1 protein-coding gene is annotated in these 14,257 nt (G+C 46.4%); it reads right to left on the bottom strand.

Annotation, left to right across the window (positions count from 1 at the left end; translation table 11 throughout):
• Nucleotides 1-77 precede the first annotated feature (77 nt).
• Nucleotides 78-14,066 (bottom strand): VCBS domain-containing protein, encoded by a 13,989-nt coding sequence (locus tag H735_RS25655; RefSeq protein WP_080766559.1) that lies wholly within the window; start codon nucleotides 14,064-14,066, stop codon nucleotides 78-80.
• Nucleotides 14,067-14,257 lie beyond the last annotated feature (191 nt).

Below are 14,257 nucleotides of genomic sequence, written 5' to 3'. Positions count from 1 at the left end.
ACAAGAAACAATCACTAAAAAGGGAGCACATGGAGTGCTCCCTTTTGTTTACTTCATTGATGATAAATCACCAACCATTAGTTATTTGGATCTATGTCTGGTAGTCCATCTACGTCGTTGTGATGATGGTGTTCATCATCTTGGTTATTGGCTGCATCATGGTGTTCAAGTGCATCCGACATGTCCAAATGTGCTTGATCGTAATCTACGACATGTTGCTGGTCGACTTGTGCAAGCACTATGTCCATATCTGCGGGTTGATCTTGCCCACTGGTAAGTGAAGTATTCGGCTGAATACCGAGAGCATCCAAATAGGCCGCTGCACCAACAGGGCGCTCATGACTAACTTGAGCATGATTTTCCCAAGGTGTGTCCGTACTTGACGGGTCGTCTAAAGTGACCGTAAAGTCTTGTACGCTATCCGACGGAGATAAATCTGGCTCATCGTGTTGCACTGGCGGTGGTGGAGGCGGCGGATTCACATGGGTTTGAATATGTCCTTGTAAATCTTCTGTTGTTACAGCGGTGATGCCTGTTACTGAGTTATGCGTAGTTACCTCTGTTTCAAAGTAGTGATGTCCGCTGCTGATTGGGTGTGTGGATATGACAACCAAATGCCCATTGGCTGGCACGGTGTAGCTACCATCCTGATTCGCATTGATGTTATGTCCATTGCTTTGTAGCGTTAACCCTTGTTGTAGATGGGTGAGTCGAATACTTGAAACCGATTCATCACTGGAAGATAAATGGGCTTGGATATTAACGGGCACTTCATAGTGATCGTGTGTAGCGAGAGGGAAGTTAGGCGGCAAGTGTCCTTTCAATACCGTGCCGTCACCCAAGATAATATTTTCAATGCTTTCAATTTCCATATTACCTATTTTGTCGCTGTGCAGTCTTGGTGCATTGTTACGGTTGTAAGCACCTAGAATGAGCGTATCGCGACCACTCCCACCCTCTATTTCCTCGTCGGTTAATCGACCTCCTATATACAAGATATCATTACCACTCTTGAGCTCGGCTTCGTCGTGGAGGCTGCCTTGCACAATGTATATTTCACTTTGCCCATGGCCTTCAATCTCATGGTGCCCTGACACTGTTCGAGCGGATTGTCCGATGCTATGAGCATAAGCTTGTACTATGCTTGCGGTAATACCAGCAGTCACATGGTGAGCATTTCTTGTATCGACAGTGACACTAATGGTTGGTGGCGTGTAGGGTACAGGATCGGTGTGACCATTGATGGTCATGACAATCTCTTTCGAAACCTGACCACCATGCCCGTCATCGACAAGCAATGTGAACCTATCTGTAAGTGTGTCACCGTCGTTTAATGCATCAACTTGAGGGTTGGCATTGTTTAAGTGATAAGCCCAAGTGTTGGTTTGGCTGTCAAATTGAACAGAACCAAATTGAGCACTTTGACTTGGGTCTACAGTTACGCTAACTGCATCACCATCAATGTCATTTATATCAAGTTGCCCTCTAGCGTTCGGGTTAGTGTCTTCATTTACTGAGTGACTGCTACCTGGGATGTGTTCTGAGACAGTAGGTGCGTCGTTAGTACCTGTTATCGTAATGACGATGTCATGAGTTGTACCATCTTTCGCTTGTACGGTGATTGTCTCTGTATCAGTTTGTCCTTGTTTCAACTGTTGAACAATCGCGTGGTTGTTATAGAGGTTGTAGGTCCAATGCCCGTTGCTGTCTATGTGCGCGTGTCCGTATCCTTTGCTTCCCACAATGCCTGCGCCACCTTGAACGGCAATGAAACCTTGTGTGCCATCAGGATCGATAGAATTCAATACACCAGTTGTTTGTGTGTGGAGATCTTCTTGTGCCTGACCAGTTGAATCGCCAGTGAAAGTGGCAGGATCATCGACAGGGACGATATTAATGAATATGGATCCTTCTTTCGAATCAGTGTGGCCGTCATTTGCTGTAAATTGGACAGCTCCTAGTCCGTTTAAACCGGCACTGGAGTAGTTGAGTGTTGGAGTGAAGACTAACGAAGAAACATCCGCAGCGGAAACATCATCGCCAACACTCACACTATGCCCATTTAAACTCAGTGTTCCGTGTGCCACATTAGTGATGGTGATATGACTAAGTGGATCACCATCGACATCGGAGTATTTGAAATCGGCTTTCGTAAAGCGCATAGGTGTATCTTCGGGAGAGCTCTTGAAGCTAGAACCTACAGTTGGATCGTCGTTTACTGCATTGACGTTTAGAATCATTGTCGCGTTTGTTGAATCCTGATGACCGTCATTCGCAGTAAAGCCAATGTTGGCATAGTTAGCACCATTCTGGTCATGAATTGGTGTGAAGGTTAGGTGCCCTGCGTCCAAATCCGCTTTCGATATTTGTTGATTGGTGGTCACTAAAACGCCGTTAAGCATCAAAGTTCCATTAGTAGGAAGTTGTGTGATGGTTATGTGGTTGAGGGCGTCACCATCAGCATCGCTATAGCCAAACTCGGAAGTGTTAAAGGTATGAGTTTGGTCCTCATCCGTTGAAATAGAATGGGCAGTGACGACGGGAGCATGGTTATCATCGGTACCTTGGATTGATATCGCAAGATGTGCTGTCGCTTGATTGCCATGGTTGTCGCGTGCAGTGTAAGCGATACTATCGACTAGAGGTGATGAAGTAGAATCAAGCTGCTGAATCACGCTCAGTTGGTTGTTTAAGGTGTAAGTGTAACTACCGTCTGAACTTAAATGGAATGTTCCGTAGGTGCCCTGAATGTCACCCGTAGTGGTAACGGTAGTCGCATCAGCATCGTTGCTCAGTAGGTTGCCTGAGACTGGAATTGTTGAGTCTTCTATCGCTGTGTTGGTATCGTCGCTGACGCTAGCGGTTGTGTCTAATACATAGTTCGAGCCCGCTGATGACTGAGCTGTAACGGTATTACCAGCAGCATCTTTGCCTGCGACTCTAATCGTTAAATTACCATCTGGTAACGAAGACAAGTCTATGCCAACAAACTCTTGATATTGATGGTCAGGGTGACTAACACTTGAACCAATCCCTTGTATCTGCACCGTTTTCAGATCGACAAGAAGAGGCGCGCCACCACCGTCACTGGTAATTTCGAGAAGTGTTACTTCTGAATCCTTAGGCAAGTACACTTGCACCATCATGCCTTGACCATGTTGGTCTACCTGCGCGGAATTTACTCGTATATCGGTTTGAGTGTCCAAGGTGTAGGTGAGCGATGCAGAAGGAGATACGTTACCTGCCACATCAGTCTGTCTAACTTGAACGTTATTAACACCCTCATTTGGAGTGAACTGAGTACTCCAATGCACACCACTATCAGTAGAATATTCCACTGTTGCACCTTGTTCGATGCCTCCAATGGTCAGATCTCCAACGTTAGTAATATTATCTGAAGAGGAGCTTCCTGAATCTGAAGTAAGGGATACACTTGGTGCTGTGGCGGTATTATCCAGAGTGAAAGTTAAAGAACGGCTCGCGGATACATTTCCTGCGGCGTCAGTTTGTCTCACGCTGACCGTATTTGAGCCTTGTTGTGGGGTAAAGCTCGATGTCCATGTGTGTCCGTTGTCGGTCGAGTATTCAACGGTTGCGCCTGCCTCTTGCCCCGCGATAGTCAATGAACCATCGTTAGTAATCAAATCAGACGAATTGCCTCCTGTGTCATGAGTTAATGATACTTGGAGCGGTGCGACAGTAATATCTGCACTCGGAGCGGTAGCATTTGTGACAGTTGATGTATTGCCATTCTTATCGGTAATACTGGCTGTAATTGAAGCCCCGGGAGCGACTTCTATGTTGACGGATTTAGCCAAAAATTCAGCGTCGGTGATTTGGTGAGATTGTCCGTTAATCGTCAGCGTATCTTTTGGATGTGCGTCAGAAGGTAAGTGAATAGTACTAGTAATGGTGCTCGCAGCTCCTGATGCAACTTCGGTTGCGTTATAAAGGTTATCAGCGCCAGTACTTTCAAAGCTGATAGTAGGCGCGGATGCATGAGTATCAACGCTGAACCGATCAAAAGTGCCTGCGTAACCAGATGCGGTGCTATTGCCAGCTTTGTCAGTTGCTTGAATATATGCCGTGTAACTGTGGTCTGGCAAATTAGTTGCGTCAACCGAGTAACCACCTTTTCCATCTAGCGTCGCGTGTAAGGTTTCAATAATGGTGCTTCCGCTTTTGATGACGATATCAACGCTGGTGGTATCTAGAGAAACAGTACCGCTAAATGTCGGCTGATGGGTAGTTTCTGTTTTTAAGTTGACGTTTGAAATGGTTGGCGCTGTGTAGTCAACTTCAACGGGTAGGAACGCACTACTTTGATTACCCGCTACATCGGTAGAATACACTGTTAAAGTATGCTTACCCTCAGCAATATCCGATGTGGTGAGCTGGTAAACACCACTGCTATTAGCTGTTCCAGTAGCAATCACTTTCCCTGTTTCGTCGGTAATGGAAATTGCTGAGTTTGCCTCAGCCGTGCCGGTGATTATCGGGGTGTGAATGTTCGTAAGATCATCGGCTGTAGAAACGCCCGAGTCAGTTGACGCTTTTAAATCAATGGAAGGTGCAGCGATTTGATCATCATAAGTAAACGTTAGAGATGTTGGAGTGGATACATTTCCGGCAGTGTCAGTCTGTCTTACGCTGACCGTATTTGAACCTTGTTGAGGGGTGAAACTTGATGTCCATGTGTTTCCGTTGTCGGTCGAGTATTCAACGGTTGCGCCTGTCTCTTGTCCAGTGATAGTCAATGAACCATCGCTAGTAATCAAATCAGACGAATTGCTTCCTGTGTCATGGGTTAATGAGACTTGAAGCGGTGCCACTACAGTATCAACATGCAATGAAAGAATGGATGATGTTGCTGGTAAAACTGAAGAAGGCGCTAAGGCTTTGGCAGAAAGATTATGATCGCCATTCGATAAGCTGCTTACCGCCACACTATACTGCCCCGAGCCATCAGATACCGCATGTCCAATAGGTGTTGAGCCATCATAAATAGTGACTTGTGAGTAAGGAATATCCGTGTGCCCGGTGACTGTCGGTGTGCTGTCTTTAGTGAGGTTATCGGTATCGGAAGTACCAGTATCGCTAGATGTCGCTAAGTCGACGGTGACTGCATTATTTGGCGGAGTGTTTGTTCCTGCTGGTAAACTTGGTTGCGTTGTCGTTACCAGTGGATTGGAAGGCACAGAGGTTGAAATCGTTGGTGATTGTCCTGGTACAACTGAAACATGACCGTTGGCATCGAAAGTGATGAATTTCGACGACTCACCACCGTGATTATCAGCCACTTTTACTTCAAACACATCGGTGCCGTGATATGTGTGTGTCGCCGCGTTATAACTCATTCCAGCAACCGAACCATTAGCTGTGTATACATATACGCCTGAATCTGGGTCGACCGATAGTGAACCGAATTGACCTGGTGAATTGACGACAGAGAAGGTATGAGTGTCTTTCACGTCAATATCAGTTTCGGTCAGCGTGCCAGTGGTTGGCGTTGTTTGGGTTACCGATAAAACGGGAGTATCGTTTGTCCCATGAATGGTTATTTGAATATCATGCAATGTGCCATCAACACTATGTACCGTGACAGTATCGACCGCTGTTTCACCTGCTGCGAGCTTTTGTACTTCAGGTGAGAAGTTATCCATTTGATAGTCCCAAGAGCCATCTCTAGACAGCAATAGGTGACCGCCTAGTTTTGTGTCATAGCCAATACCGGCATAGTTGTGGGCATGAATGACCGGATCAAACTGTGCTTCGCCTGAGTCAGGGTCTGAAATGGTGAGCTTGCCTTGTGTCAACAGCCACTGCATACCATAGAAACTATCTTCTGTGACATCTCCTGTGTCTACACCTGCGATTGTTGCAGCATCTCCAACCGCGTCGATATGTAATGTGTTGGTTGCTTCTGCAGAGCTAGCATGTCCGTCATTAACCGTGAATTTAAATTGCACATCACCGTTAAAGTCAGTGGCTGGAACAAACTGAAGTTTAGCGATATCGGCAGTCGCGATACTTTGACCAGCAGTGATATCGTGCCCATCGAGTACAAACTTACCTTGAGCCGTTGGTGGCAGGTCTGTGATCGCGATGGAGTGCAGCGTATCGCCAGTGTCGACATCAGTGAAACCGAACTGACTCGCCTGCATTTGATAGTGTGTATCTTCGGTGCCATGGACAAGAGTGGTTGCGGATACGGTTGGTATATCGTTGGTTCCTACGATCTTAATATCGATGACATGATAATCACCGCCAACAGTATGCACGTTGTATTGAACATGCTCCTCTTGCCCAGCAGCCAATTGCTGAATTTGGCTGTTGTTAACGGTATAAGCCCAAGAACCATCTTTGGAAATATGAAGACCACCGTGAACGCCACTGTTAAATGGATCATGACGTTTGCCCACATCCGTTGAGAATGCAGATTGGTCGTGGTCAGGATCGAGGGCACTCAGCTTACCTGATATGATCTCGACAGGCGTTGAAGAGCGATCTTCATACACATCGGGATTTGAGATGACGGATATCGTTGCCTTGTCATTACTCCCTTGAACTAGCACTTCAATATGTTTGGTTGCGGTTGAGCCATCAGTAGATATTGCAGTGATATCAAAACCTTCTGCCTTAGTCTCACCTTGTTGCAGTGCATTGGCCTTTGAGTGGTCTAGGTCATAATGCCATTGTCCATTGCTATCAACATGAAGCGTACCGTAGGCACCAGTAGAATCGCCAGCGCTGAATGTTACGGAATCTTTACTGTCGGAATCGTGCGCGATTAGGGTGCCTGAAATAGAGGTAACTTTGTCTTCAATAGCCGTTCCCAATGCGGCCGTTAATGCGTCAGGCGTATCAATAATCACATGATCATCAGTGCCTAAGATTTTGGCTGTCAGCGGGATTCGTGTTCCATCTGCGGTAATAAGAGTGATCGTATCAGTCAGAGAATCGCCATGACTCAGTGATTGAACTTCAGCGTGACTATTGTCCGCACTGTAGCTCCATTTATCGTGGCCATCGGTTGAATGAGTGAAGTTGAAGGTACCATGGACGCCTACAAGATTCATCGCGAAGTTTGCTGGTACCGTATGCTTAACGCCGTTGACCTCTATTTGAGTAACTTTCGCTTCCGATGGCGAGTCAATATCCTGAATATCGAGGTTTTTCCAACCTGACCATAGCTCGTTGGTGCTTGTCCCCGATTTGAGATGATCTTCAGTTACAAAGTTGGAGGCGAGTGTCGGTTGCAGTGTGGCAGCATCATTTCTCGGTAACAGCGTGGTAGACGCGCCAGTATGAGTAACGCCACCATGAGCATCTTTGACGTCATAAGTGAAATGCACTTTCCCGTTGAAATTATGGTCTGGAGTGAAGGTAAATGTACCATCTTTGTTGTCTAAGAGAGTGCCGTGATCCGCATGCAGATTCGCGATAGAGAGTTGCCCGGCATCGTTAGTATCCACATCAACAGTATTTGCAAGCAACTCAGTTGTTGTGATGGTTTGTGCGAGATCTTCTTTTCCGCTGTTGAGTTGAACTTCTGAAGAGCAGTATGGACGGTCATTGTCGCCATGAATGGTGATATGAATGTCGTGAGTGGTACCATCAGCCGATTTGACGGTTACAGTATCGGTTATCGATTCACCTTGACCCAGATGATCAATTTTTCTACCCGTCGCGTCTTGTCCTATGGAAGCGTAGTAGCTCCAATCTCCGTTACTCTGGAGTATCACATGCCCATGTGTACCTTGGTAAGTGCCCGTTTGAGCATGGCTTTCACCAGAATCTGGATCAACGATGTTCAAGTGACCATCAGTGTGTATCTCATCGTTCCATATTTTACCGACGTTTCCATGCATATGATCTGGTGAACGATCATCGACGTAGCCGCCAGACATAGAACCGTCTGGCGCTGTATAGGTATGTCCTTCATGAATATCTCCGGTATCGCCGCCAGTGAACTGTGCAGCATCGCTAACCGCGTCAATATGCAGAGTGTTGGTTGCTTCTTGTGAATCGACATGTCCATCATTCACCGTGAATTTGAATTGAACATCACCGTTGAAGTTCGGGTTCGGGACAAACTGAAGCTTAGCGATATCAGCGGCTGTGATGCTCTGACCTGCGGTGATGTCGTGTCCATCGAGTACAAACTTACCTTGAGTCGCTGGTGGCAGATCAGTGATCGCGATAGAGTGAAGCGTATCGCCTGTATCGACGTCGGTGAATCCGAACTGACTCGCCTGCATTTGATAGTTTGTATCTTCCGTGCCGTTGCTTAGAACCACCTTGGTAACTGTTGGGGCGTCGTTGGTTCCAACGACATCAATATTCAAGTCGTTGGCAGTACCATCGAAGCTGTGTACTCGATAGGTAACCGTTTCAACTTGCCCTTGCGCTAGGTGTTGAAGCGCCGCGTTGTCGACGCTATATCCCCAATTACCTGCGCTATCAATTCGAAGCATCCCACCAAACGGATCGTGAATTCGAGTCTCACCAAATTGGCTGTATTGGAACTTATCTTCGCCGCTGTCTGGGTCGATGACTTGAAGTTGGCCATTGGCTAGTTCAGTTGTTGTGCCGTTGTTGTGCGTTGCATGTGCTCCATCCTCAATAACACTTCCGGTGGTCACTTCAGAGATAATGGCTTTGTCTGGGGTCGCTACGAGAGTGGTATTTGCGCCAGTGTGTGTTGTACCACCATGCGCGTCTTTCACATCGTAGGTGAAGTGAACTTTGCCGCTATAGTCTTTGGTTGGCGTGAAAGTGTAGGTACCATCGTGGTTGTCTTGAATCGAACCATGATCAGCATGCAAATTAGCAATAGTGAGCTTACCTGCATCATTGGCGTCTACGTCAATGGTATTTGCCAATAACTCGGTTGCTGTAATGGTTTGAGCTAGGTCTTCCTTACCCGAATTGAGCTGTACTTCAGAAGCGCAGTAAGGGCGGTCATTGCTACCGTGAATCGTAATGACAATATCGTGCGATGTGCCATCTTTAGAAAAGACGGTAATCGTGTCGGTCAGAGTTTGGTTTTCACCAAGCCGGTCGATGGTTGTTCCTCGGGTGCTTGCGAGACCACCAGTGCTACAAATCTGCCCCGTATCAGCGTGATAAAACCAAGTTCCATCTTTTCGTAGAAGTAGATCGCCATATTGGCCAGAGTAATTAAAACCAAGTCCGTGTGTATCAAACTCCGCCTCACCTGTGTCTGTGTCGGCAATAGTAAGCTTGCCACTGGCGTCAATTGTACTTCGAACCAAGTGAGCCATGCCTGGTTGGGCATAATCTGGGGACATGTCCTGTCCAGCATTACCTTCGGTTACGTCACCCGTGTCGACACCGCCAATAACGGCAGAGTTATTAACCCCTGTAATCGTAATTGAGAGGTTTTGAGTGCTGCTCGCATTATGTTCGTCTGTGACTGTTACGGGAACAGTCAACGTCTTCGTGATGCCTGATGCTAACGATTGATAGCTAGAGTGAGCAGGATTGAAGCTATAACTGCCGTCCGAATTAACCACTAAACCATCAATCTGCGGTGCGCTGTAAGTCAAGGTCGCACCTGTATCTATATCTTTGCCAACCATTTGTCCATTTAGAATGCTTCCACCTTCAGTCACAGAGTGAGACTGTGCATTGATGGTAGGGGCATCATTGGTACCATGAACCGTTAGCTCTATCGTATGCGTTGTACCATCTGCTGAGCGTATAATGGCTGAATCGTGTTTAACTTCCCCTTGTGCTAAGTTCTGTATATTGCGGTTGTCGAGGGTATAGGTGTAGTGACCGTCGCGCATGAGCAGTATGTGACCACCCAATTTAGTGTCGTAGCCAATACCTTGATAGGTTTGCGGACCAATATTCGGATCAAACTGAGCCTCTCCCGCATCAGGATCTTGGATGTTTAATTTGCCGTCGTAATGTAATTGATAGTGGGTGTCTATATAACCGCGATCTTCAGTCACTCCCCTTAAGTCTGCATTGGTTTGTGCGTCGGTAATAATCGCGTTATCCGGAGTTGCGGTAAGGTCAAACTTAGCTTGAGTACTAACGCTACCACCATGACCGTCAACCACATCATAGGTGAGTCGAATTTCACCGTTAAAATCTTTGTCTGGCGTGAAGGTATAAGTGCCATCTTTGTTATCAGTCAGGCTACCGTGTGTCGCTTGTAGATTCGTCACATGCAAAACATCGCTACTATCAATATCGCTTGCATGCGTTAGTAAATCTGAAGCTTTTATAGTTACTGGTTGATCTTCTTTGCCCGCAGGGAGCTGAGTCCACGCACTGACAATCGGTTTGTCGTTACTACCTTGCACATCGATAACGATTTTATGAGGGACTGTTGCTCCAGCTGAATCGGTAGCGGTGATCCAGAATGATTCAGACTGATGCTCACCAGCCGCGAGCTTATCCGCGGCGGCACCGGTCGAATTGTCTAGCTGATAGTGCCAATGACCATTCTGATCAATCGACAACGTTCCCCATTGGCCTTGGGGTTGATTGATTGCCCATGTGACGGTGTCAGATTTATCTAAATCGGTTGCTGTTAGAGAACCTGTCGCATCTGGTACTCCAGAAGTGTTTAAGCCCTGTTCGATGACTGCGCCACTTGAGGTACCGGAGATAGTAGGGCGGTCATTGGTGCCGTTGAACGTTACTTTTATTGTCGATTGGGTCCCATCGACAGAAGCAACCGTAAAGGTCTCGTCAACTTTGTCGCCGACATTCAGTTGGTTGAACGCGCTGTTAGCGGTAAATACCCAGTGACCATTGGAATCAATGGTTAGATCGCCGTGGTTACCTGCAATTGAAGCAGGAGTGAAGGCGTTATCCGGGTTATCGACATCGGTACTGGTTAGGGTTCCAGATGTGGTTATTGCCGTGTCTGTTTCATCGACAACCACAGTCGCGCTGCTTACGGTTGCCGCATCATTCGTACCGTTGATGGTCACTTTAATCGTGGATGGAGTGCCATCGACAGACGTTATTGTGAATGTCTCTTCAACTTTATCGCCGACATTGAGTTGGTTGAATTCACTGTTGGCGGTAAATACCCAATGCCCATTGCCATCGATGGTTAGGTCGCCGTGCGTGCCGTGCTGAGTTGAAGCAGTAAAGGCATTATCTTGGTTATCGACATCGGTGCTGGTTAGGGTACCAAAGGTCGTGACGGCTTTATCCGTCTCATCGACAGCCACTGTCGCTCTGCTCACTGTAGCTGCATCGTTAGTACCATTGATGGTCACTTTGATCGTGGATGGAGTGCCATCGACTGATGTTACCGTAAAAGTCTCCTCAACCTTGTCGCCAACGTTGAGTTGGTTGAACGCGTTGTTGGCGGTGAACACCCAGTGACCATTGGCATCAATGGTTAAGTCGCCGTGCGTGCCTGTGATCGAATGTGGCGTAAAGGCGTTATCTGGATTATCGACATCGGTGCTGGTTAGGGTGCCAGATGTTGTTATTGCCGTGTTCGTTTCATCAACAGCCACAGTGGCACTGGTGACTGTAGCGGCATCGTTAGTTCCATTGATTGTTACTTTGATGGTTGACTGAGTGCCATCAACAGAAGTAACCGTAAAGGTCTCTTCAACGTTATCGCCGACGTTGAGTTGATTGAATGCGCTGTTAGCTGTAAAGATCCAGTGACCATTGGCATCGATGATTAGGTCGCCGTGTGTGCCCTTGATGGAGTCAGGGGTGAAGGTGTTGTCTGGGTTATCAACGTCGGTGCTGGTTAGAGTGCCTGAAGTTGTGATTGCTGAGTCCGTTTCATCGACAGCCACAGTTGCGCTGCTCACCGTAGCTGCGTCATTGGTACCATTGATCGTCACTTTAATTGTCGAAGGTGTACCATCGACAGAAGTAACCGTAAAGCTCTCTTCAACTTTATCACCGACATTCAGTTGGTTGAACGCGCTGTTAGCGGTAAATACCCAGTGGCCATTGGAATCAATGGTTAGGTCGCCGTGGTTACCTGCAATTGAAGCTGGAGTGAAGGTGTTATCCGGGTTATCGACATCGGTACTGGTTAGGTTGCCAGATGTGGTTATTGTAGTATCTGTTTCATCAACAGCCACGGTCGTACTACTCACTGTAGCTGAATCGTTAGTGCCGTTGATGGTCACTTTAATTGTGGATGGTGTGCCATCGACAGAAGCAACCGTAAATGTCTCTTCAACTTTGTCACCGACATTAAGTTGGTTGAATGCACTGTTGGCAGTGAACACCCAATGACCATGGGCATCAATGGTTAGATCGCCGTGTGTACCTGTGATCGAATCTGGTGTAAAGGTGTTATCCGGATTATCGACATCGGTGCTGGTTAGGATGCCAGAGGTTGTGATTGCTGAGTCAGTTTCATCGACGGCGACAGTTGCACTACTTACTGTAGCGGAGTCGTTTGTACCGTTAATGGTCACTTTAATTGTCGAAGGTGTGCCATCAATAGAAGCAACCGTAAATGTCTCTTCAACTTTGTCGCCGACATTAAGCTGATTAAAGGTACCGTTAGCGGTGAACACCCAATGGCCATTAGCGTCTATGGTTAGGTCACCATGAGTGCCTGTGATCGAATCTGGTGTGAAGGTGTTGTCAGGGTTATCAACGTCGGTGCTGGTTAGGGTGCCAGATGTTGTTATTGCTGAGTCTGTTTCATCGACGACCACAGTAGCACTGCTGACGGTGGCTGTATCGTTGGTTCCGTTAATAGTGATAATTACTTGATGAGGAGTTCCATCGACCGAATGTACGGTTATGGTGTCGGTAACTGTCGAGCCTTTACCTAGTGCTTGGACTGTTGGGTGCGTGTTATCCAAGTCATAGGTCCATTGCCCCGAATTAGTCAAATGAAGTGTACCGAGACTACCTACGATATCAGTGTTGGAAAAATGATCTTCACCGGTGTCGGCGTCACGAATAGATAGCTTTCCTGTGATGTGAGTAGAAAGGTCTTCGTATACTTGCCCTTTGTCATTACCGGAGACAAGCGCATTGTCATTTTCTCCACCAATTGACATTTGTAGCACTTGTGGAGTGCCATCTTTAGTATGGATGGTAAATGTTTCAGTCAGTGAAGTGTTATTCGTTAACGCTTGAATCGTTGATTGAGAATTATCGACAGTGTACTGCCAGTAGCCCTGAGAATTTATAGATAAAGAGCCAAACTGGCCATGTATCGTGTCTGGAATTAACTCACTTTCCCCATGGTCTGGGTCTAGGACGTCCACTTTCCCACTTGTTGTTAAAAAACCATGGCTATCGACATTATGGTCTTCTTCGAGATGACCTGAAAGTTGGCCAGAAATGGTTGGTGAATCTTGTTTACCCATCACCGGAACTTGAATGATGACTTTTGTTCCGTCTGTTAGATGGACTGTAAATGTGTCCGTGCCTGGTTCTTGCTTTTGAAGCAATAAATATGCCGGAGACTTTGCGGCCAAAGTAAATTGATAATTACCATTTTTATCAACATGCAACTGACCATAGGTACCTTGAATTGTTTCTTCTACATAAGTCTGGCTTTGCGGAGTTGTAGGGTTAGTGTGCGTAGGGGGGGCCTTTATTGTTTGTGTATTGCTGTCGATGGTGTTTGAAATTGAGGGCTGCGTAGTGACATTAGTAAGTCGATGAATGATCGGGTGACTATGAGAAGCGAGGTGATGCGATGGAGTAGGAGCAAGAGCCTTCACCTCTTCAGTCCCGCCTTCATTTAAGTTCTTGTCTTCGTGTAATAACGAAGCATTTTTTTTGGTAGATGAGCTTTCTACGAGTTTATCTGAATTCTCCAAGTGAGGTTCATGGCTTGAAGTTTCATTGGGCTGAACATTCTCATTTTGTGCGTGGCTTACTAGAGCCTCCGACGCCCTTACATTTAAAGATGGAAGAATTAGCATGAGACTACTAGGTAGCGGAACTCGGATCTTTAGATTAGAAAATAATTTTACTTTTCTTCTTTTATTCGTATCCGACTTACTCTTCGCTTGATCTTTGACTGTTTGTTTTTTGTCGTTAGCCTTTTTGCCATCTTTTATCTTTTTCATAAACCCAACCCAACGTTTCTATATCTTTTTGATTAAAGTACAAGAAATGTTGTTTTGCGAACTTAATTGAGCAATTAGAAGTGTAAGTAAAACGATAGGTTTTAGGGGGGATTTAGAAGGATAAAGCTAATGCCTTTTTAAATGGGTATATTGTTATTAGTTTCCTACTCAATTAACAACGATCAGGGAGG

The sequence above is a fragment of the Vibrio owensii CAIM 1854 = LMG 25443 genome (assembly GCF_000817815.1).
GTDB classification, from domain to species: Bacteria; Pseudomonadota; Gammaproteobacteria; order Enterobacterales; family Vibrionaceae; genus Vibrio; species Vibrio owensii.
Note: the sequence above shows the minus strand (reverse complement) of the source record. Positions and strands in the feature narration are given on the sequence as shown.